Origin of the sequence: Leifsonia poae (assembly GCF_020009625.1) — a bacterium.
Taxonomy (GTDB): Bacteria; Actinomycetota; Actinomycetes; order Actinomycetales; family Microbacteriaceae; genus Leifsonia; species Leifsonia poae_A.
In genome coordinates this window covers 3,233,566-3,255,083 of record NZ_JAIHLP010000002.1, presented here as the reverse complement: position 1 = coordinate 3,255,083, position 21,518 = coordinate 3,233,566, and the positions used below count along the sequence as shown (strand labels likewise).

General features: G+C 68.4%; 17 protein-coding genes, 1 tRNA gene and 1 other RNA gene. 6 read left to right on the top strand and 13 right to left on the bottom strand.

Translation table 11 applies throughout. The features are described 5' to 3' along the window. Positions 1-2: 2 nt before the first annotated feature. Positions 3-452 carry a hypothetical protein gene (locus K5L49_RS16280; protein WP_223694361.1) on the bottom strand — a complete coding sequence of 150 codons (450 nt, stop codon included), beginning with the start codon at positions 450-452 and terminating at the stop codon, positions 3-5. 56 nt (positions 453-508) lie between these two features. Between K5L49_RS16280 and K5L49_RS16275 the strand changes: the two genes are divergently transcribed. Continuing rightward, a complete protein-coding gene (locus K5L49_RS16275; protein ID WP_223694360.1) occupies positions 509-1,144 on the top strand; it encodes a MerR family transcriptional regulator in 636 nt (211 codons plus the stop codon). Between the two features lie 49 nt (positions 1,145-1,193). Here the strand turns inward: K5L49_RS16275 and K5L49_RS16270 are convergent, their stop codons facing one another. The 9 genes from K5L49_RS16270 to ffs all read right to left on the bottom strand — a co-directional run bounded on the left by K5L49_RS16270 (position 1,194) and on the right by ffs (position 13,217). Then, positions 1,194-2,267, bottom strand: a complete 1,074-nt coding sequence (locus K5L49_RS16270; RefSeq protein ID WP_223694358.1) for an aspartate-semialdehyde dehydrogenase — start codon at positions 2,265-2,267, stop codon at positions 1,194-1,196. A 93-nt stretch (positions 2,268-2,360) separates the two neighbouring features. Then, positions 2,361-3,650 carry an aspartate kinase gene (locus tag K5L49_RS16265; protein ID WP_223694356.1) on the bottom strand — a complete coding sequence of 430 codons (1,290 nt, stop codon included), beginning with the start codon at positions 3,648-3,650 and terminating at the stop codon, positions 2,361-2,363. A gap of 194 nt (positions 3,651-3,844) precedes the next feature. Beyond that, complete coding sequence (gene recR, locus K5L49_RS16260; RefSeq protein ID WP_223694354.1) at positions 3,845-4,441, bottom strand: recombination mediator RecR; 597 nt, start codon at positions 4,439-4,441, stop codon at positions 3,845-3,847. 3 nt (positions 4,442-4,444) lie between these two features. Then, positions 4,445-6,958 (bottom strand): DNA polymerase III subunit gamma and tau, encoded by a 2,514-nt coding sequence (locus K5L49_RS16255; RefSeq protein ID WP_223694352.1) that lies wholly within the window; start codon positions 6,956-6,958, stop codon positions 4,445-4,447. Positions 6,959-7,005: 47 nt separating this feature from the next. Next, a complete protein-coding gene (locus K5L49_RS16250; protein ID WP_223694350.1) occupies positions 7,006-8,250 on the bottom strand; it encodes an acyl-CoA thioesterase/BAAT N-terminal domain-containing protein in 1,245 nt (414 codons plus the stop codon). After that, positions 8,247-9,557, bottom strand: a complete 1,311-nt coding sequence (locus K5L49_RS16245; RefSeq protein WP_223694348.1) for an acyl-CoA thioesterase/bile acid-CoA:amino acid N-acyltransferase family protein — start codon at positions 9,555-9,557, stop codon at positions 8,247-8,249. The genes K5L49_RS16250 and K5L49_RS16245 overlap by 4 nt, the downstream gene beginning before the upstream one ends. Positions 9,558-9,617: 60 nt before the next feature. Next, positions 9,618-10,826 (bottom strand): acetate/propionate family kinase, encoded by a 1,209-nt coding sequence (locus K5L49_RS16240; protein ID WP_223694347.1) that lies wholly within the window; start codon positions 10,824-10,826, stop codon positions 9,618-9,620. Beyond that, positions 10,823-12,946 carry a phosphate acetyltransferase gene (gene pta, locus K5L49_RS16235; protein ID WP_223694345.1) on the bottom strand — a complete coding sequence of 708 codons (2,124 nt, stop codon included), beginning with the start codon at positions 12,944-12,946 and terminating at the stop codon, positions 10,823-10,825. The genes K5L49_RS16240 and pta overlap by 4 nt, the downstream gene beginning before the upstream one ends. A gap of 174 nt (positions 12,947-13,120) precedes the next feature. Next, positions 13,121-13,217: signal recognition particle sRNA small type (ffs, locus tag K5L49_RS16230), an RNA gene on the bottom strand. Between the two features lie 103 nt (positions 13,218-13,320). Here ffs and K5L49_RS16225 point away from each other — a divergent pair. Then, positions 13,321-13,408: transfer RNA gene (locus tag K5L49_RS16225), tRNA-Ser, on the top strand. A gap of 380 nt (positions 13,409-13,788) precedes the next feature. Here the strand turns inward: K5L49_RS16225 and K5L49_RS20555 are convergent. After that, the gene (locus tag K5L49_RS20555) at positions 13,789-16,371 is read right to left on the bottom strand and encodes a helix-turn-helix transcriptional regulator (RefSeq protein ID WP_223694343.1); all 2,583 of its coding nucleotides are present in this window, start codon (positions 16,369-16,371) and stop codon (positions 13,789-13,791) included. 532 nt (positions 16,372-16,903) lie between these two features. On the opposite strand from K5L49_RS20555, the gene K5L49_RS16215 reads away from it, so the two are divergent. Next, positions 16,904-17,305 carry an NUDIX hydrolase gene (locus K5L49_RS16215; protein ID WP_223694341.1) on the top strand — a complete coding sequence of 134 codons (402 nt, stop codon included), beginning with the start codon at positions 16,904-16,906 and terminating at the stop codon, positions 17,303-17,305. A 124-nt stretch (positions 17,306-17,429) separates the two neighbouring features. Here the strand turns inward: K5L49_RS16215 and K5L49_RS16210 are convergent, their stop codons facing one another. Continuing rightward, a complete protein-coding gene (locus K5L49_RS16210; protein WP_223694339.1) occupies positions 17,430-18,542 on the bottom strand; it encodes an AI-2E family transporter in 1,113 nt (370 codons plus the stop codon). Positions 18,543-18,698: 156 nt separating this feature from the next. On the opposite strand from K5L49_RS16210, the gene K5L49_RS16205 reads away from it, so the two are divergent. Continuing rightward, positions 18,699-19,235, top strand: a complete 537-nt coding sequence (locus tag K5L49_RS16205) for a hypothetical protein (protein WP_223694338.1) — start codon at positions 18,699-18,701, stop codon at positions 19,233-19,235. 3 nt (positions 19,236-19,238) lie between these two features. Here K5L49_RS16205 and K5L49_RS20550 read toward each other — a convergent pair whose 3' ends face one another. Next, positions 19,239-19,847: a GNAT family N-acetyltransferase gene (locus tag K5L49_RS20550; protein ID WP_223694336.1), complete on the bottom strand. Its 609-nt coding sequence runs from the start codon at positions 19,845-19,847 to the stop codon at positions 19,239-19,241. A 17-nt stretch (positions 19,848-19,864) separates the two neighbouring features. On the opposite strand from K5L49_RS20550, the gene K5L49_RS16195 reads away from it, so the two are divergent. Beyond that, positions 19,865-20,692, top strand: a complete 828-nt coding sequence (locus K5L49_RS16195; RefSeq protein WP_223694334.1) for a helix-turn-helix domain-containing protein — start codon at positions 19,865-19,867, stop codon at positions 20,690-20,692. Next, entirely contained in the window at positions 20,689-21,516 is an 828-nt protein-coding gene (locus tag K5L49_RS16190; protein ID WP_223694332.1) for an aminoglycoside phosphotransferase family protein, read from the top strand. Before K5L49_RS16195 ends, K5L49_RS16190 begins: the two co-directional genes overlap by 4 nt. Positions 21,517-21,518 lie beyond the last annotated feature (2 nt).

Here is a 21,518-nt window from a genome sequence, read left to right as displayed (position 1 = left end):
GCTCAGAGCGCGGCGGCTCCGGCGACGATGAGGGCGATGCCGGCGACAAGGAGGCTGACGGTGAGCAGTCCGAAACCGGTCCAGACCAGCGCGATCACGCCGGATGGCTTCTGCGGATCGCGGCCCAGCACAGACAGGAAGAAGCCGGCCGGGATGAGGATGGCCGACACCAGCACGCCATCGGCACCCAGATGCATCCACCCGGTAACACCGGAGGAGTCGAGCAGCAGCAGAACGACGAGCCCGAGGATGACGAGCACGCCGGCGTGGGCGTGCCCGGCACGGAAGAACCCCTTCTGCAGGGCGTTCGCCTTCTGTTTTCCAGTGACGACACGCAGCACGAAGGTGCCGCCGAAGGCGATGGTGATGACGGCGAGGACGACGGCTCCCGCGGTGATGGCGCTGGCCGGTTGCAACATGATCTCCTCCAATTGGATAGTGACAGTATCCATACTTTAGATAGTGCTACTATCCATTGTCAAGACGTCGAGAGATCGGAAGGAGCCCTATGCGGGTATCAGAACTGGTGGCGCAGACGGGAGTCCCCCTGGCCACGATCAAGTACTACCTGCGCGAAGGCATGCTCATGCCCGGCGAAGCGATGAGCGCCACCCAGGCGAGCTACGGCGAAGAGCATGTGCGACGCGTGCGGCTGATCCGGGCGCTCTCCGAGATCGCCGGGCTCCCGCTGCAGAAGGTGAAGACAGTGCTCGAGCTGATCGGGCATCCGACCGACTCGCTCTACGACACGCTCGGAGCCGCGGTCGCCGCCCTTCCCCCCGTACTCGACGATGCCGAACCGCCGTACCCGCTCGCGCAGGAGCTACTCCAGGCCGTCGGCCAGATCTACGACCCGACGTTCGCCGCGGTGGCGCAACTCGAACGCGCGCTCGAAGCGGTGGAGACCGTCGGCATCCCGATGACGCCGGAACGGCGCGCGGTCTACGCCGAACACCTGTACGCGATCTCCGAGTTCGACCTGAGCCGGATGCCGCCGGACGACCCGGCGGCCGCGCTCGAATACGCCGTACTCGGCACCGCGCTGTATGACCCGGTGGTGGCCGCGATGCGCCGGCTCGCCCACCAGGACATCGCCGCACGCCTGCTCGCCCGAAGACCACCGGAGGCGAACGCGCAGTCGTGACCGAGCCCGCCGTTCAGCGCCGCGCACGGCGCAGAACGACCGGCGCCGGTCAGGCGGAGACGGGCTCAGCGGCGAGACGAGCCGCCACCAGCTCGGCGATCTGAACCGCGTTGAGCGCGGCGCCCTTGCGCAGATTGTCGTTGCTGATGAAGAGCGCGAGCCCACGACCGGCGGGAGCACCCTCATCCTGACGGATGCGGCCCACGAAACTCGGGTCTTTTCCGGCGGCCTCCAGCGGGGTCGGAACGTCTGTGAGCTCGACGCCCGGCGCAGCCGCGAGCAGCTCCTCGGCCCGAGCCGGCGAGATCGGCCTCGAGAACTCGGCGTTGATCGACAGCGAGTGGCCGGTGAACACCGGAACACGCACGCAGGTTCCACTCACGAGCAGGTCGGGCAGACCGAGGATCTTGCGGCTCTCATTGCGCAGCTTCTTCTCCTCGTCGGTCTCGTTGTCGCCGTCGTCGACGATCGAACCGGCGAGCGGGATCACATCGAAGGCGATCGGACGCACATACTTCACGGGCTCGGGCATCGGCACCGACGAGCCGTCGTGCACGAGCTGCAGCAGGTTCTCATCGGCGACAGCGGTGCGGATCTGTCCGGCGAGCTCCTCGGCTCCGGCGAGACCGGATCCGGACACGGCCTGGTAGGTGCTCACGATCAGGCGTTCCAGGCCGGCCTCGTCGTGCAGCACCTTGAGCACGGGCATGGCTGCCATCGTCGTGCAGTTGGGGTTGGCGATGATGCCCTTGCGCGCCTCGGCGATCGCCTCGGGGTTCACCTCGCTGACGACGAGCGGAACATCCGGGTCCATGCGCCAGCCGCTCGAGTTGTCGATGACGATCGCGCCGGCCGCGGCGAACCGCGGGGCCTGAGCCTTCGAACCGGTGGCGCCGGCCGAGAAGAGCGCGATGTCGATACCGGCGACATCCGCGGTTGCCGCGTCTTCGACGACGATCTCTTCTCCGCGGAACGGCAGCGTTGTACCCGCAGACCGAGCAGAGGCGAAGAAGCGGATGCGCCCGACCGGGAACGCGCGCTCGTCGAGCAGACGGCGCATCACGCTGCCCACCTGGCCGGTGGCGCCGACGACGGCGACGGTCAATCCTGTGGTCTCGCTCACGATGAAGCCCTTCGGGTCGATGTGTTGAAAAGTCGAACGATGCGGATGCGGTCGCCATTCCCACGGGAACGCGCCACTCCGCACGGGTGCGGGCTAGCGGCCGGTGCCCGCGTAGACGATTGCCTGCGTGTCGCCGTCGAGGCCGAAGGCCGTGTGCACGACGCGGGCCGCCTCGTTGACGCTGTCGGCCCGGGTGACGACCGAGATGCGGATCTCACTGGTGGAGATCATCTCGATGTTGATGCCGGCTTCGTAGAGCGCGGCAAAAAGTTTGGCCGAGACGCCGGTGTTCGTGCGCATTCCGGCACCCACCAGGGCGAGTTTGCCGATCTGGTCGTCGTACTGCAGGGTCTGGAAACCCACATCTTGCTGTTCGGCGTTGAGCGCCGTGAGCACCCGCTGCCCCTCCGACTTCGGCAAAGTGAACGAGATGTCGGTGAGACCGGTGGCAGCGGCCGACACGTTCTGCACGATCATGTCGACGTTGGCCTCGGTCTTCGCGACGATCTTGAAGATCTGGGCGGCCTTTCCGGGAACATCCGGCACGCCGACGACTGTGATCTTCGCTTCGCTCAGATCGGTGGCGATACCGGCGATGATGGGCTCTTCCACGTGGCTACCATCCTTCTGATTCGCGGCCTCCGCCGCTGCTTCGTTGAGAACGAGCGTTCCCTCGGTGTTGTTGAACGAGGAACGCACATGCAGGGTCACGTTGTGTCGTCGGGCATATTCCACGGCGCGGATATACAGCACCTTGGCCCCGGCTGCGGCGAGTTCGAGCATCTCTTCGCTGGTGATCCGGTCGATCTTTCGCGCGGCGGGAACCACGCGCGGGTCGGAGGTGAACACGCCATCGACATCGGTGTAGATCTCGCAGACCTCGGCACCGAGGGCGGCGGCGAGGGCGACGGCGGTGGTGTCGGAACCGCCACGGCCGAGCGTCGTGATGTCTTTGGTGTCCCGGTTGAAGCCCTGGAACCCGGCGACGATCGCGATGGCCCCCTCATCGAGGGCGTCACGGATGCGACCGGGGGTCACGTCGACGATGCGCGCGGCGCCGTGCTGTGCATCCGTGATCATGCCCGCCTGGCTTCCAGTGAACGAGCGTGCGTCGTAGCCCATGCTTCGGATCGCCATGGCGAGAAGCGCCATCGAGATGCGCTCACCGGCAGTCAGCAGCATGTCGAGCTCCCTCGGTGCCGGGATGGGCGTGACGTCGTGCGCGAGGTCGAGCAGCTCGTCCGTCGAGTCACCCATGGCAGAGACGGCCACGACGACTTCGTTGCCCGCTTTGCGGGTCTCGACGATGCGTTTCGCGACGCGCTTGATGCTTTCGGCGTCGGCGACGGACGATCCGCCGTACTTTTGCACGATAAGGGCCACGAACACTCCTGGGATTAGAGGCTGTCAAGCCGGAGCCCCTATTCTATCCGCCCGCACTTGCCCCCTCCGGCATATGACACCGCCCCCTCTGCCCCCTTCGCTGAGAGGGACGGGCCCGGAGAAGGGCGGCGCTGAGAAGGGCGGCGCTGAGAAGGACGGGCACTGAGAAGGGCGGGGCAGGACGGAGGTAGGGGTTACGTGACGAGGCGGCGGCCTTCGAAGGCGCGGCCGAGGGTCACTTCGTCGGCGTACTCGAGGTCGCCGCCCACAGGTAGCCCGGAGGCGAGCCGGGTGACGCGGATCTCCAGGGTGGTCAGCAGGCGGCTGAGGTACGTGGCGGTCGCCTCGCCTTCGAGGTTCGGGTCGGTCGCGATGATGACCTCCTGAACCGTGCCATCGGCGAGGCGCTGCATCAGCTGGCGGATGCTCAGGTCGTCCGGTCCAACGCCGTCAATGGGGCTGATGGCGCCGCCGAGCACGTGGTACAGCCCGCGGAATTCGCGGGTGCGTTCGATGGCGACCACATCTTTGGCTTCCTCGACGACGCAGATCAGCTCCGGGTTGCGGCGCGGGTCGCGGCAGATGGAGCACGTCTCCTGCTCGGAGACGTTGCCGCAGATCTCGCAGAACCGCACCTTGTCGCGCACTTCGAGCAGCACTTCGGCCAGACGCGTGACGTCGAACGTCTTTGTCTGCAGGATGTGGAACGCGATGCGCTGCGCCGACTTCGGCCCGATGCCGGGCAGCCGGCCCAATTCGTCGATGAGCTCTTGAACGATACCTTCGTACACGCGTTACCTCAGTCCGGCGGGCGGGGCCGCCTGCTCTTCGATGAACGTCGCTCCGAGGATCTCGCGGACGACCGCTTCGCCGTACCGCTGCGGCGCCTGGAAGGTGGGGGTGCGGGCACCCGCGGCCGAAGCCGCGGTGGATCGGGCGGGCGCGGCGGTCGCGCGGGCCGATTCCGACGGGGTCGACTGGCGCTGCGCGGACGGCGCAGGATCAATCGTTCTGGCGGGGACGCCCGGGCCGGTCTCCACCGCCCAGCCGTCGTCGGGCTCGTCGGGGAGCGGCGGCTCATACGGCGGCTCGCTCTCGGGGGGCGGCACATCGTCGTACGGGATCTCGGGCGCGCGTTCGCGGGTGGCGACCGCGCTCTGTGAGGCGACCGCCGTCGGCGCGGCAGCGGGTGCAACGGGCGCAGTAGCGGACGGGACAGGCGCGGCAACGGACGCCACGGGCGTCTCCGCCGACCCACCGGGGATCGTGGCGACGGCCCATTCCGTGGTGACCGCCGCGGGCTCGGCAGCGGCAGACGTTTCCTTGGTCGGCGAGCGGGGAACGTCCGATGCCGAGGAGGGAACCTGCGCGGGGGCCGCGGCGGGCGCGTCTGACGCGCTCCGGCCGCTCGACGGACTTTTCGGAGCGACAGGACCGGTCGACGAGCCGCCGGAACCTCCGGACGGACCGCCGGATCCGTCGGTCTTGGCGATGAACTTCACCCGGATGCCGAGAAGGTCGACAATCGCCTGGCGCAGATACTCGCTGACCCCGAGCGCGCCTCCGGACTGTTGCTGGCGGAAGCTCGCCACATCGTTATCGCTCGGGAAGGAGAGCGAGAGCACGTCGTCGTTGAGCGAACGGACCTGCGCGGTGAAGACGACCATCCACGCACTCCGTTTGGCGCGTTGCACGGCGTCGAGGATCTGGGGCCAGGCATCTTTCACCTGCTGGGTCGTGACCGGCCCGATGGGCGCCGGCGCCGCGGGAGGGGATGCGGGAGCGACGGATTCGGGCGCGACCGGCCCGGATGCAGCGGGCTCGGATGCAGCAGGCTCGGATGCAGCAGGCTCGGATGCAGCAGGCGCGGCCGCAGCAGGCTCGGATGCAGCAGGCGCGGCCGCTGCAGACACCGACACGGGCTCCGCAGCGGCAGTCTCGGTCGACGCCGCGGCGGGCCGCGCAGGTTCCGTCGGCGCAGGCTGCGCCGAAACGGGCGAAGCCGGGGCCGGCGCGGGGGTCGCAACCGGTGCGGGGGTCGCAACCGGCGCGGAACCGGTCACGCGGGCGGCGGGCGTCGCGACCGCGGCCCGCTCGGGCCGCGCAGCCGGGGCGGCCGACGACGCGCCCGTGACCGCATCGCTCACGCCGACACGACGTTCGAGCCGTTCGACACGAGCGAGCGCGCCGCGCTCCGACTCGTCACTCGACGGCACGAGGACACGGGCGATCATGAGCTCGAGGTGCAGGCGCGGCGACGTTGCGCCGGTCATCTCGGTGAGGGCGGCGTTGACGATATCGGCCGAACGCGACAGTTCGGCAGCGCCGAACTTGTGGGCCTGAACGCTCATATGGTCGAGCTCGTCTTGCGGGATGCCGCGCAGCACGGCGGCTGCGCCCTCGGCGCTCGTCGCCGCGACGACGATGAGGTCGCGCAGGCGTTCGAGCAAGTCTTCGACGAACCGTCGGGGATCTTGCCCGGTCTGCACGATGCGGTCGACGGCGGCGAAGGCGCCGGCGGCGTCGCGGGCGGCGATCGTGTCGACGACCTCGTCGAGCAGGGCGGCGTGGGTGTAGCCGAGCAGCGCGACGGCCCGCTCGTAGTCGACGGTCGCGCCGTCGGAGCCGGCCATGAGCTGGTCGAGCAGCGAGAGGGTGTCGCGGGGGGAACCGCCGCCCGCGCGCACGACCAGCGGCAGAACGCCCGGCGCCACCGTGACGCCTTCGCTGTCGCAGAGGGACTGCACGTATTCGAGCATCTGCGCGGGCGGCACCAGCCGGAACGGATAGTGGTGGGTGCGTGACCGGATGGTGCCGATGACCTTCTCGGGCTCGGTCGTCGCGAAGATGAACTTCACGTGCTCCGGCGGCTCCTCGACGATCTTGAGCAGCGCGTTGAAGCCCTGCGGCGTGACCATATGCGCCTCGTCGAGGATGAAGATCTTGTAGCGGTCGCGGGCCGGAGCGAAGATCGCCCGCTCGCGGATGTCGCGGGCATCGTCGACACCGTTGTGGCTGGCGGCGTCGATCTCCACCACGTCGAGCGATCCTCCGCCGTCGCGGCTTAGCTCGATGCAGCTGGAGCATTTGCCGCACGGGGTGTCGGTCGGGCCTTCGGCGCAATTCAGGCAGCGGGCCAGAATGCGCGCCGATGTGGTCTTGCCGCAGCCGCGCGGGCCGCTGAACAGATAGGCGTGGTTCACCCGATTGGTGCGGAGCGCCGTCATGAGCGGCTCCGTCACCTGCGACTGCCCGATCATCTCGGCGAAGGTGTCTGGCCGATAGCGGCGATACAGTGCGGTAACCACCCCCTCATCGTAGTTGGCGCCGCTGACAGTGCGGTGGCTGGAGGTCGCTATCGGCCGGGGATGGTCGACGGCGCCGATAGTGCGGCCGCGACCGCCGCCCAGAACGCGACTCTCGCGCTCTCCGTCGCCTGCGTGTACGGCTCCGCCGGGAGGTCGAGCGGGGTGTATGGAGGGAGATAGAAGAGGTGGGTTGCATCCGGGGCGTCGACGAACTCATCGCCGGAGCGCTGACCGCGGGCCTTCTCGCCCGCCGTCATCCAGGCGCATCCATTGCCGAGCTGTTCGTCGTGGCCCGCGCAGCCGAGCACGATCGGCCCCGGGATGACGCTCAGCGGCAGCACCGCCTCTGGGCTGACATCGAGCGTCGTGGTGCTGCAGGGCACCCAAACACCGTCGACCGTCACCGACGGACTCGTCACCGGCGAGTTGCAGATGAGACCGGTGGTCCCACCGGGCGCGATGGCGCCGTAGACGTCGCCGGCGTATTGCGCGGCGCTCCAGAGGGCGAGCTGCGCGCCGCGCGACGAACCGAACGTGAAGATGTGCTGAGCGTCGACGCCCGGTTGCGAGCGCAGCCAGTCGAGCGCCGAGACGAACCGCTCCGCGGGGAAGGTCTGGCTCGGATTCGACTGGCCGGCAGATCCGAAGGTGGAGAGGGCGAGGGCGGGGTACCCCATCGCCGCCAACTGCGACGCCTCGAGCACGCCGGCCGGCACGCCGCTGTCGGTGCCGTCGAACACGATGACGGCCGGGCGCACACCCACCGATCCCCGGGTGGGCCGGAAGTAGTCGCCGGTGATCCCGTCGTCGAACACCGCCCTCGAGGGTGCCATGGTGGCGTAGCCGATCCGCTGCACGGCGGTGCGCGCCACGACACGACCGTCGACGGTGGCCGCGAGATCGACGGTCTGCGTGGCCCCGCCCCAGGTCTCGTCGGATGTGGCCGGTGTGCCTTCGGCGTTTGCGAGCGACCAGAACAGCCCCATGCCGTCGGCACCGCGGAAGGGGGCGTCGAGCGGCGCCTCCGTCGCGAGGTCGACTTCGCCATCGGGCGGAACGGTGTACTCCGCCTGCGATGACCAGACATCGCCGGCGGTCACCGTCGCGCTCACCGTGACGAACTGGCCGGGCGGGAGCGCCAGCACCCGGATACCGATGCGTGACCCCACCGCGCTGGGATTCTGACTCAGCGCGAAACGCGGCCCGACCTCCTGACCCGGGCCGACCGCGCAACCGGAGAGAGCCGTCACCACCGCCAGCACGGCGAGCCCGGCCACCACGACACGCCTCATGATCGCTCCGCCGTCACGAGCGTCTCCGCGATCGCATTCCAGAACGCGACCCTCGCCATCTCGGTCTGCTGCGCCCCCATCGGCGGCAACGCGAGAGGCAGCCCCGGGGGAACGGACACCGCGTGTGAAGCCGCGTCCGAGCGGATCAGTACGTCACCGACGCGGGGACCGCGCAGCTGCTCTGCGGCGTGCTGCCAGGCGCAGGCGTCGACGAGCACCGCATCCGCGCCCCCGCAGGCGAGCACGACCGGGCCGGGCACAGCGGCCAACGACAGGACGGCGGACGTTCCGGTCAACGCCTCGCCCCGCTGACACGATTCGCCCACGCCTCCGTCGAACGCCGGAGACACCCGACCGCCCGCACGGCAGAGCAGTGCCGTCGAGCCCCCGGCAGCGAACACTCCCCTCACCCGAGGCGCGAACCGGGCGGCCGCCCACAGTGCGAGCTGCTCCGACTGCGCGGTGCCGTAGGTGAAGACCTGCCGCGGATCGATGTCTGGTCGGGCGGCGAGCCAGTCGAGCACCGCCCCGAACGTCGACGAGTCGACAGAACCGTCGACACGGACCCCTCCCGCGTCACGTGCCACCGGGAGCACAAACACCGACGCGCCGAACGCCACGAGCACGGGGGCGACATAGTCGGCAGAGGCGCCGTCGGCGGCATCGTCGAACACGACCACAGCCGGAGAGCGGGGGCCGTTCGAGGGGGTCGCCCCGTAGAAGGTGCCGACCGGCCCGTCTGCGTGCGTCTCCGGCGGATCGGCCCCGGGATGCGGTGCCGCCGCTCCCCCTCCGACGGCGGCCCCCAGATCGTTCACGGTGACGGTGTTCTGGCGCAGATTCTCGGCGAGACCGTCGAGCACGAACACCCGATGAGCGATGCGACGCCCCTCCGCGAACGCGTTCACCGTCACGACGGCAGCAGACCGCATCCACAGCTCCACCGATTCGGCCTGGCCGAGACGGGGCCCGCGCAGCGACCAGAACAGTCCCGCCGAATCGGGCACGGCGAACGGTGCGAACTGAGGGTGCTCCGCCGCCAGGTCGACCGTGCCCGACGGTGGAACCGTGTACGTCGCCGACGACGACCAGACTCCGCGCGGCGTGGGCAGTGTGGCCACCAACCGCAGCCGGCTGCCGGGCTCAGCGCCCACCAGCTCCAGCGGGGAGGGCCAGAGCACGGATGAATAGCGCAGGAACGGCGGTGACACGAACCGCGGCCCCACCTCGACTCCGGTTCCCGTTCCGGCGGTGCACCCGCTCAGCGCGAGTGCGACGACAACCAGCGCGCCGGCGGCGCCGAGCACCGTCCGCTTCCGACAGAGCCGCACCCGCATGACTGCGCCGTCACCCTCGCCGGCCGGGGGTCACCCGGTCGTCGACCCCCGGAGGCCGACCGCCACGAGCGTCTGCCGCGCGATCTCCAGCTCTTCGTCGGTCGGAACGACGAGCACCGTCACCGGCGAGTCGTCGGTCGAGATGATCCGCGCGACGGAAGACCGCGCCGCATTCCGTTCCTGATCCAGTCGGATGCCGATGCCCGCCAGACCGTCGAGCGCGCCGGCCCGCACAGCCGCCGCGTTCTCGCCGACACCGGCGGTGAAAGTGAGCACATCGAGTCCGCCGAGGATGGCGAGATAGGCGCCGATGTAGTGCTTCAGCCGGTGCAGATAGGTGTCGAGCGCCACGCGCGCGGCCGGCTCGCCGCGGTCTGCCGCGTTCAACACATCCCGCATATCGCCTCGGCCCGAGAGACCGAGCAGCCCGCTGCGGCGGTTCAGCAGGTCGTCGAGCGCATCCGTGTCGAGGTTCGCCCGACGCGAGAGGTGCACGAGGACGGCCGGGTCGATGTCACCCGAGCGCGTGCCCATCACGAGACCCTCCAGCGGCGTCATCCCCATCGAGGTGTCGACCGAGCGGCCGCCGTCGATGGCGCAGGCCGAGGCCCCGTTACCGAGGTGCAGCACGATCTGTTTCAGCTCGCCGAGCGGACGGCCGAGGAACTTCGCCGCCTCCTCTGACACGTACTTGTGCGAGGTTCCGTGGAACCCGTATCGCCGCACCCGGTGCTTCTCGGCGAGAGCCGCGTCGATCGCATACGTGTACGCCTCGGGCGCGAGCGTCTGATGGAAGGCCGTGTCGAAGACCGCGACGTGCGGAACATCCGGGAACGCCTTCTCGGCCGCACGGATGCCCTGCAGATTGGCCGGATTGTGCAGCGGCGCCAGGTCGGCGAGATCTTCGATGTTGATCTCGACCAACGGCGTCACCACCGTCGGCTCGAAGAACCGCTTGCCGCCGTGCACCACCCGATGCCCCACCGCGACCGGCGGGAACTCTTCCAGGCCGGGGCCGTGGAGGTCGAATGCGTCGAGCATCGCTCGGAAGCCGGCCGTGTGATCCGGGATCGCCAGCGTGCGCTCGCTCGTTCCCCCCGGACCGTGATGCGTGGTGTGTCCGGAGTCCTCACCGATCCGTTCCACCAGGCCGCTGGCGAGCGGCCTCTCGTTCTCCATGTCGATCAGCTGATACTTGAACGACGAAGAGCCGCTGTTGATGACGAGCACGGCGCTCACGAGAGCGCCGCCTGAATCGCCGTGATGGCGACCGTGTTGACGATGTCGTCCACCAGCGCACCCCGCGACAGGTCGTTGATCGGCTTGCGCAGGCCCTGCAGCACCGGTCCGATCGCCACGGCCCCAGCACTGCGCTGCACCGCCTTGTAGGTGTTGTTGCCCGTGTTCAGGTCGGGGAAGATGAACACCGTCGCCCGCCCGGCCACCGCCGAGCCGGGAAGCTTGGCCGCGCCGACCGCCGCATCCGCCGCCGCATCGTATTGCAGCGGACCGTCCACCGGCAGATGCGGCGCACGTTCCCGCACCAGGGCCGTCGCCGCGCGGACCTTGTCGACATCGATGCCCGACCCCGACTCGCCCGTTGAGTACGACAGCATGGCGACCCGAGGCTCGATGCCGAACTGCACCGCGGTCTCGGCCGACGAAATCGCGATATCGGCGAGCTGTTCGGCCGTCGGATCGGGGATGACGGCGCAATCTCCGTATACGAGCACCCGATCGGCGAGCGCCATGAGGAACACGCTGGAGACCACAGCGACCTCCGGCCGTGTCTTGATGATCTCGAACGCCGGGCGGATTGTGTGGGCCGTCGTGTGCGATGCCCCCGACACCATGCCGTCGGCGAGCCCCAGCTGCACCATCATCGTGCCGAAATACGACGGGTCGGTGACCGTATCCGAAGCCTGGTCGAGCGTGATGCCCTTGTGCGCCCGCAGCCGCGCGTACTCCTGGGCGAAACGCAGCCGCAGCACATCGTCGAACGGGCTGAGCACCTCGGCCTGCGAGAGGTCGAGGCCGAGCTCCACCGCCCGCGATCGCACCTCGAACGGCTCGCCGAGTATCGTGAGCCGGGCGACGCCGCGCGACAGCAGCGTGGCGGCGGCGCGCAGGATGCGATCGTCCTCGCCCTCAGGAAGAACGATGTGCTTGTTCGCGGCACGGGCACGCTCCAGCAGGTCGTACTCGAACATGAGCGGGGTGACCACATCCCGCCGGCTCACGTCGAGGCGCGCAAGGAGCGCATCCGCGTCGACGAAACGTTCGAACAGTGCGAGCGCCGTGTCGTATTTGCGCTGGGAGTCGGCGGCAAGACGACCCCGCGCGTGCGTGATGCGCACGACGGTGTCATAGGTGCCGAGATCGGTTTTGATGATCGGCAACGTCGAGCGGAGGCCCGAGATCAGGCGCTCGATCGGCTCGGGCAGATCGAACCCGCCGTTCAGCACGATGCCGGCGATCGAGGGGAAGGTGCCGGAGGCGTTCGCCATGAGCACGGCGAGCAGCACCTCGGTGCGGTCACCCGGAACAACCACGACCGAGCCCTCGATCAGGCGCGGGAGCACATTGTCCATCGACATGGCGGCGACCACGACGCCGAGCGCCTCCCGTGCGAGCAGGGCCTCATCCCCCGCGAGCAGGGTGGCCCCGGTGGTCTCCATGATCGAGCGGATGCTCGGGGCGACGAGAAACGGATCCTCCGGGATGGCCCACACCGGAACCGCGTCGCCGACCGGCGACGCCGCGACCGAAGCGCCCACCGCCGCGACGATGGCGTCGAGCGCTGCCGGATCGGACCGGTTCGCGATCACGGCCAGGAGCGCCGCATGTTCGTCGCGCAACTCGGCCATCGCCATGTCAGTGAGCTGCCGCAGATCGTCGCCGGTGCGCGCATCCGCCTGCCCCAGCCGCTCGCCGAGCCCCTGGCCCACCCGGCCACCGAGCACCAGCAGCACCGGCGCTCCCAGGTTCGCGGCGATCCTGGCGTTGAAGCCGAGTTCGGTGGGGCTGCCGACATCCGTATAGTCCGATCCGAGGATCACCACGGTGTCGCACAGCGCCTCGACCGCGCGGAACCGGTGCACGATCTCCGAAAGGGCAGCCTCCGCATCCGCGTGCACATCGTCGTAAGTGACCCCGATGCACTGCTCGTACTCCAGCGGCGTGGTCACCCGCTCCAGCAGCAGCTCCAGCACGTAGTCGCGCTCCACCGTCGAACGGGCGATCGGCCGGAACACCCCGACCCGGCCCACCGAATGCCGCAGCGCCTCCAAGACGCCGAGCGCGACAGTCGATTTGCCGGTGTGACCCTCGGCGGACGTGATGTAGATCGAGCTGGCCACGGCTCAGACGACCCGGGCGAACGTCGGGCGAACGGTGCTGCTCATGGTGGTGGTCGAACCTCCGTCGTCATGCGCGATGGCCCTCGGATCACGGCGATCGTCCCCACAAATGTACCCGCGCAACTGCGGCGGCGGCCGACATCCACAGCAACCCCGGGGAATGCGCTGGAGAAAGAAAAAGACCCCCCACGCACCCGCCAGAGCCCGGTTACCCTTGCTGCGTTTCCGCCCTGGGGGAGTTGGCCTGGATGGCGCCACGTGAGGAGCCTGAACCAGTGTAGCGGGTCATCCTGGGCGCCCATGGCACGAGAGCGCCGCCGAAAACCGGTAGGATGCTTTCTGGCGTTGTTCCGGACCGGGAACCTCGCCCGTCAGGAGAATTCGCCTAGTGGCCTATGGCGCACGCTTGGAAAGCGTGTTGGGTGCAAGCCCTCGGGGGTTCGAATCCCCCATTCTCCGCCAATCATCCACGACGCGTCGCGGGTGCACGCGCAGCGCTCACCCGGCCTCGAATCCCCCACTCTCCGCCAATCATCCACGACGCGTCGCGGGTGCACGCGCAGCGCTCACCCGGCCTCGAATCCCCCACTCTCCGCCAATCATCCACGACGCGTCGCGGGTGCACGCGCAGCACTCACCCGGCCTCGAATCCCCCACTCTCCGCCAATCATCCACGACGCGTCGCGGGTGCACGCGCAGCACTCACCCGGCCTCGAATCCCCCACTCTCCGCCAATCATCCACGACGCGTCGCGGGTGCACGCGCAGCACTCACCCGGCCTCGAATCCCCCACTCTCCGCCACCTGACCAATCTGCAGTCAATTCGTGTCGGCCAGAGCTGACTACGGCTGGATACCGCTGACGAGCTCTGCGAGTTCCTTGCGGTTGCGGGCTCCGACCTTTCTGCTGATCCGATGCAGGTGACTCTCAACCGTGCGCACGCTCAGAACGAGGTGCGCAGCGATCTGCCCGTTCGACAGTCCCTTTTCGACGTACTCGACGATCTCCAGCTCGCGCTGCGTCAAGGTGACGGCTCGGGTCATGAAGCGAGTCACGTCGTAGTCGTTCGAGCCGAGCGACTCCAGAAACGTCTGACGCTCGGCCGCGACAGCCGTGGCGCCTGCCGTTTCTCCTCGATCGGTGAGAATGTCCACGGCGTGGCTGAATGCCGATACCGCGTGTCCCAGACGACCGGTGGCAGCCAAGCGCGGAACCAGGGCGAGCAAAGCATCGACATCTTCGTCGGCGAAGGCTTGGACGTAGTCGGCGTGAGCGAGAAGGAACTCCCCACCGAGTTCTCGTGCCCGTCCGACTGCGACCTGGAGTCGTTCTGGCGACCGCTCGACCTCCAGGCAGGTCAGATAACCCATCACCGCAGAGAAGCGCGCACCACGGTCCCACAACGTGTCGGACCCCTCCCACACGACGGTGGCGGCCTCCGAATGCCGACCGGCGAAGACCAGGAGTTGTGCATGCGACCAGAACCGAGATTGCCCGGGCATCGGCCCGTCGGGCACGGGAAGCGCGTCGAGTTCATTCGCGTACCGCTCTGCCAACGCACTGCGCCCTCGTCGAACCGCGATGACGGATGCGATGTTCAGGAGCGCCAATTGGCTCGAACGTGGGAACGGGGGCGGGTCGCCGATGGCGAAGACGGTCCCGATCATCTCTTCCGCACGGGAGTAAGCGCCTTGGACGGTCAGGCACAGGCACGCGACGTAGGCATGCGCTCGCATTCCGTCGACATCCAAATACCCGTGGGCTTCGTCGTAGCCGCGCTGAGCCCAGGCGAGAGCTGCTGAGTGGTCTCCCTCGCCCAGCAGCACCAGGCCGAAGAGCACGCTGGGCAGGAAGCCGACAGCGCTCTTGTCGCTGTCGCGGATGTTCTGGAAGACCCGTCGGGCGCCGTCGAACCGACCCTGTGCGAGAAGCACTGCCATCTGCGCCTCCCACAAGGTGATGCGGATCGACTCCGGCAGATCATCCGTCACCTCGAGCCGGTCGGCGAAATCGTCTGGAACTCCTCGAAGGTTCGTCTCTATCGTCACGGCGGCCGCGTCAGCCATGCGCCCGAACGCGTGCACAGGTGCGACCGCCGCCAGCTCGGCGAGAGCCCCATCGACATCCCGGTGTACGTAAGCTCGCCATTGCGCCCGTATGACCGCGAACTCGGTGTGCGCTCTCTCATCGCCGTCGCCATCGATGGTGTGGTCCAGCACGTGGTCGACTCGGCCGGCCGGCTGCTGGACAGCGAGCAACGCCTTCAAGTACGGCACAGCGGTTGACGGATTCGGCGACCGAACCCATTCGGCGTGAGTGACCAGGCGCCTCGTGCGTGCACCCTCCTGAACCAACCGGACGAAGAGGGCATCAGAGTCTGCGACCGATGCACCCTCCGGAATCTGGTCCACCACGATCGCATCGGCGGACCCCGAGGAGCCCAAGCTGTCGATGATGTGCTCGGTCAAACGGATGCGCCGGGCCGCGCGAGGCTCGTGACGGAAGAACTCGACGAGCAACGGAGGGACGACCGTCACCAACTGGCGCGACCCCGAGGCATACAGCTGGATCATCGCCCGCTCCTCCAGCCGCTCCAGCGTCTCCCAATCGACGAGCCGCCGCACGGTCTCGGTGTCGCTCACTCCGATCAGGGCGATGATCTCCAGCGCATCCCTAGCGTCATTGTCCAACGCCTCCAGATACGCTTCGACCACCCCGCGCAGACCAGGGCTCCACAGATCCCGGGTCGCGATCCATAGACCGGCGTCGAGCCGCACCCGCCCTTCCCGCACGGCAGCGTCGACCAGGTTGATCGCCAACCCGACAACCCCACCAGACTTCGCATACACGCGGCTGATCGCGCCGGGATCGATCGGGCCCCCGAGGTGTTCCGAGACGACCTCTTCGAGCTCCTCGAACTTCACGGGAGCCATGTCGATCACGTATGACGGCTCCATCGTCGATGCCTCGAGCCCGCTCGGTGTGTGGCGGGCCCGAAGTCCCTGTAGCCGGGACAACACGATCGGCAGGCCCTCCCAGCGGCGAACCGACTCCGCAACACCCCACGACGCTTCATCGAGGTCATCCCAGTCGTCGAGGAACAGGACGGTCTTCGGCGGTCGGATCCGCTGAGTCAACGCCTCAGCCATTCGCTGAATGGTGACCGGATGCCGAGAGTCGGCCGGTTCACCGATTCCTGCGAGCTGCATCGCGACGAGAGGATTCGACTTCAACGACGCGACCCCGCGCACCACTAAGACTGTCCAGTCTTTGCTCTCCAGGCGACGCTTCAGTTCGTGCAGAAACGCGCTCCGCCCGCTGCCGCGACTTCCTACGACATCGACGCTCGATCCAGCCTGAATCAACGCGATCGCCATCGCCAATGATGCCTCACGCCCGATCATCCTGGGCTTCTTCTTGCTCACCGAGACCCCCTCTGCACACGGTAGCCCCAGCCGTCAGCGACCCATAATCGCTGCGCAGCGCGGTCTACGCTCGAGACGCGATCGACGCGTCCTGGAGCACCAACACACGTCTCCGGTCTGTGAGTGATGACGGCCGGGCTGACCACGACGGAGGATCACGGGGACGGCACGCTACCCGATGCCTACCGCCCCCGCGTCGGATCAACTCGTCGGGCTTCTGCTCCGGGCAACCCGTCCACGCGAAGCAGAAGCGACCTTGGTCGGCCGCTGTCGCACTAACAGACCAGAAGGCTGTGTTGGTACTTCAGGACAAGTCGATCGCTAGCCAGCCTATGCATCGGCGGGGCACCCGGTTCGAACGGAGGTGACATGCAGTAGTCCCGCACCGCATGTTGAGTAGCCGCCGTCGTCGACGTACGTGTTTCGCGCGGGGCGGGTCAAACAGCCGTGACATGTCAATCGGATGCGGTTCTCTTGTGACAGGGTGGCAGGAGCATTGCGCCGGCGAGAAAGACCAGACGAGGAGCATCCGATGACCGCACGAACCACACTGACGGTGTCCGCGGTGTGTTTCCGCGATGGGGAGGGGCGCATCCTGACCGTGCGCAAGGCGGGGACCCACGCGTTCATGCTCCCGGGCGGAAAGCTCGAACCCGCGGAGACGCCCGCCGAGGCCGCGATCCGCGAGATCTCGGAAGAAGTCGGGCTGACCATCGACCCTGCTGAGCTCGTTCCGCTCGGCACGTGGCGTGCGGCGGCCGCCAACGAGGCCGACACGGATGTGCTCGGCCACGTCTTCACCGCCCCGCTCACCGGAACCCCGGCGGTCGGTAACGAGATCGAGGAGCTCCGCTGGGTCACGCCCGGAGCCTTCGAACCCGGCCTGGTTCTCGCACCGCTCCTGACGGAGCACGTCTATGCCGCGCTCCTCTGAGAGGTCGAGACCGGTGGCCGTTCCCGAAGCCGGTCGCCACCCGAGTCTGAACGTTTCCGGGCACGGCTTGCAGGGGTCTCGCAGCATGCTGCGATAATTTTGCGGGCGTGTGAGGGGGATGCGCCTATCGGGGCGCCTCGTCGGGTTCGATTTCCTGAATCCTCCACTTTCCTGCGGCGATCGTCGTCACCATCGCATTGACCGTGGCGATCAGCGGAACAGCGAACAGTGCACCCGGCACCCCGGCGATGCCGGTCCCCGCCGCGACACCGATCACGACGGCGAGCGGGTGCACCTTCACCGCTCCCCCGACGAGCAGCGGCTGCAGTACGTGCGCCTCCAGCAGGTGCACGAGCAGCACGCCGGCCAGCATGATGATCGCCTGCACCGGTCCGGCGTAGACGAGGGCGATCAGCACGGCGATCACGCCACTGACGATCGCGCCGATCACCGGGATGAACGATGCGAACAGCACGACCACCCCGATCGGCACGGCAAGCGGCAGCCCGAGGAAGAACGCAACGGCACCGATGCCGATCGCGTTCACGACAGCGACGACGATCTGCACTCGCACGAAGCGGGTGAGCGTGAACCAGCCGGAGTCGCCGGCGGCCGAGACGGCGGAACGCGCGGCCCGGGGGAACAGGCGCACGATCCAGTTCCAGATTCCGCGGCCGTCGATGAGCATGAAGATCGTCGCGAAGAGGGCGATGAGAGCGCCGGCGAGCACATGGCCGACAGTGCTCCCCACCTTCACCGCGCCGCCGATCAGGACGCCGCTGTCCTTCTGCGCCAACGCGCCCGCGCTGGCGATCCACGAGGCGAACTGTTTGTCGGAGACGTTCCAGGGCGGGTCGCTCAGGATGTCGCGGGCGCGGTCGTATGCGGCGACGGATTCGCGTTCCAGCTGGGGAAGCCCTGCCCGCACCTGCCACACGATCAGCACCACCAGCGCGGCGACCACCGCGGTGAACGCCACGAGCGCGACGACGATCGCCAGCCAGCGCGGCCAACCACGCTTCGCCAGCGCGATGACGGTCGGGGTGAGCAGCGCGGAGATCAGCAGAGCGACGAGCAAGGGCACCACGATCTGCTCGAACACCGCAACGAGATAGATCACGACAGCGGCCACGGCGAACACCGCGAGCAGGCGCCACGACCACCCGGCCGCGACCCGCATCCCCCACGGGATGCCGAGATCGTCTGACGGTTCGACCGTTCCTCTTCCACGGGCCATGACTGTCACCATACGCCCGGCCGAGCGACGTATGCTGACGGTCGGCTGGCACCCGATCTGGGGTGCTGGTGTCCCCCAAAATGCCGCTACCGGTGCCGGTTTCGATGCGCGAGGCTCGAAGACATGGAGGGGATCTCGATTGAGCAAGAGAGAGCGTTGACACCGCGAACCACGGTGCTGCGCCCGCACGCCCACCTGTTCACCCGGGGGATCGTCGCGATCCTCGCCCTCACCACGCCCGTCTTCGCGGTGCTCTACTGGCTGACCATCCCGGATGGCGCCTGGCCGCTAGTGCTCGGCATCCACATCCTCGTCGTGGTCGCGACCACCCTGGCCGTGCTCGCCTTCTTCAGCACCACGATCCAGCTCGGCCCCGACGGCGTCCGCGAGCGCGGCTTCTTCGGGCGGACGGTCGACATCCCCGCGAGAACGGCGGGGGCCGCCGTGCTCATCGACCTCTACGAGGGAAGCACCCTCGACACGCTGCCGCAGCTTTTCGTGACAGGACAGAACGGGCGGGTGCTCATTCGGATGCGCGGCCAGTTCTGGGCGCTCGAAGACATGGAACGCGTGGCCGAGGAGCTCGACGTGCCGCTCACCAAGCGTCCGGAATCGGTAACGCTGAACGAGCTGCGCCGCACCTCGCCCGAACTCCTCTACTGGTTCGAGCGGTTCCCCCGATTCGGTCGGTGACCGCTAAACGTCGGCGTCGGTGCGGAGCGCGAGGGCCGGCGAGTCTGGCGTGCTCGACGGGAGCTCCCAGAAGCCGAGCCGGTCGTAGAACGCCCGCGCCGAACGGTTCGACGACGACATGGTGAGGTACACCCCTGGCACTCCTCGCGCCCTCAGCTCGGCGAGCAGACGACGGATGAGTGCCCGCCCGAATCCCTGGCCCTGCAGCTCCGGCACGAGGTCGATGTGCAGATGGGCAGGGAACTCGGCCACCTCCGCAACGACGCTCCCGCCGATCTCGAGCCCGTATTCGATCATCTCGCGATCGCGATCCGGCATCCCGGCACCGACCGGGTGACGCCCCCGGAAGCCCGGCAGCCACTCCCGGCGGTACCAGTCGACGTAGGCGAGACTGTCGGCCACGCCGATCACGTACCCTGCGACGCTCTCGCCGGTGTCAACCACGAAAGCGAGGTCAGGCTGAAAGGCGAGGTACGGGAAGGCGAAGATATCGGGCAGCAGCAGGTCGTCGCTGAAAAGACCGGTCGCATCCTGCCCGCTCGCGCCGGTGCGCACACAGATCTGACCGACCGCCTCACGGTCGCTGGAACGATAGGGACGGATCTCACTCACCGTGAAAGTATTGCAGCGTGACCGCGCCCTTTCCCGCCACCTCGGCCGCGCCGCGCAGCAAAGGTCTGCTGACACCGGGCGTCGGACCGGTCGAGATCGCGCGCCTCTGGCCGGGTGAGGCCATGAGAACCCTCGTGCGGCACTACTGGCTGCCCCGCTGGAGCCTGCCCGCCGGCGTCACGGTCCGGCAGCAGGTTCTCGAATACCCGGCGAGCAACCTGGTGGTCGAGGCCGGGGATGCTGCGCTGCACCGGGCGAAGCGGGGGCGGTCCGACACGGTGCTGACCGGCACAGGCTGGGCCTTCGGCGTATTGTTCCACCCCGGTTCGGCGCGAGCCCTGGTCGGTGCGAGCCTGCGCACCGCTCCGCCCGCGGTGCCGATCGACCGGCTCGAGCCTGGAGGCCTCGACGGCGCGATCCGGCGCATCCGGGTCGCGATGTCCGCAGGCGACGATCGGGGAGCGGTTGCCGCCTTCGAGCGGTGGGCGGCGGTCGACCTGTCGCCACCGGGCGCGGATGCGGTGCTCGTCAACGCGATCGTCGAAGCCGTCGAGAACGATCGGGAGCTCGTGCGTGTCGAACAACTCGCAGACCGGTTCGGCCTGGGCGTGCGGCACCTGCAACGCCTCGTCGCCGGACACATCGGCTTCGGCCCCAAATGGCTCATCCAGCGCTACCGACTGCAGGAGGCCGCCGCCGCGCTGCGCTCCGGCAACGCTCCCCCGCTGGCCGGGCTGGCTGCCGAACTCGGTTACGTCGATCAGGCCCACTTCGGTCACGAGTTCAAGACCGTGATCGGGTCGACACCCGGTGCCTACCTCGCCCAGGCGGCCGCGTCCGGATGATCGACCTCGATCCGTACCGCGCCTCGTTCGGCCTCACCGAGGACGGCGAGGCCTTCACTACCCCGAGCAGCGTGCTGCAACCGGTGCGCCTCGCCGGCCGTCCCGCGTTCCTCAAGGTCGCCACTGTCGCCGAAGAGGCCGCCGGCGGTCGGGTGATGCGCTGGTGGGCCGGTCGCGGCGCCGCCGCTGTGCTCGCCGTCGACGGGGATGCGCTGGTCTTGGCCCGCGCCACCGGTCTCCGAGAACTGGCGGGGCTCTCGAGGAGCGGCGCGGAGGGAGACGACGAGGCGACACGCATCCTGTGCCGGGCGGCCCGGCGACTCCACGCTGTGACGGATCGGCCGCTGCCGGAGGGTCTGGTCACGCTGCCGATCTGGTTCCGCGACCTGTTCGATCGGGCGCGCGAGCATCCGGACGCCCGTGGCGGCATCCTGAAGCGGGCCGCCGCGATCGCGGTCGCGCTGTTGGCGGACCCTGTCGATGAGGTCGTGCTCCACGGTGACCTGCACCACGGCAATGTGCTCGACTTCGGACGCGACGGCTGGCTTGCGATCGACCCGAAGCACCTCATCGGCGACAGCGGTTTCGACTACGCGAATATCCTCTGCAACCCGTCCGCCTCGCTCGCTCTCGCGCCGGGCCGCCTGAAGCGGCAGGTGGAGGTGATCGCCGATTCGACCGGGATCGACCCTCACCGCATGCTGCGCTGGACGGTCGCCTGGGGTGCCCTCTCGTCGTGCTGGGGTCCCTCCGCGTCCCCCTCTGATCCCGCTTCCGATTCGCCCTCGCTCCGCATCGCTCGTCTCGCCGAACGCCTGCTCTGACC

Coding starts and splice junctions, on each gene's coding strand:
- K5L49_RS16280 (WP_223694361.1), bottom strand. CDS start 452: ATGGATACTGTCACTATCCAATTGGAGGAGATCATGTTGCAACCGGCC.
- K5L49_RS16275 (WP_223694360.1), top strand. CDS start 509: ATGCGGGTATCAGAACTGGTGGCGCAGACGGGAGTCCCCCTGGCCACG.
- K5L49_RS16250 (WP_223694350.1), bottom strand. CDS start 8,250: ATGAGGCGTGTCGTGGTGGCCGGGCTCGCCGTGCTGGCGGTGGTGACG.
- K5L49_RS16215 (WP_223694341.1), top strand. CDS start 16,904: ATGACCGCACGAACCACACTGACGGTGTCCGCGGTGTGTTTCCGCGAT.
- K5L49_RS16210 (WP_223694339.1), bottom strand. CDS start 18,542: ATGGCCCGTGGAAGAGGAACGGTCGAACCGTCAGACGATCTCGGCATC.
- K5L49_RS16190 (WP_223694332.1), top strand. CDS start 20,689: ATGATCGACCTCGATCCGTACCGCGCCTCGTTCGGCCTCACCGAGGAC.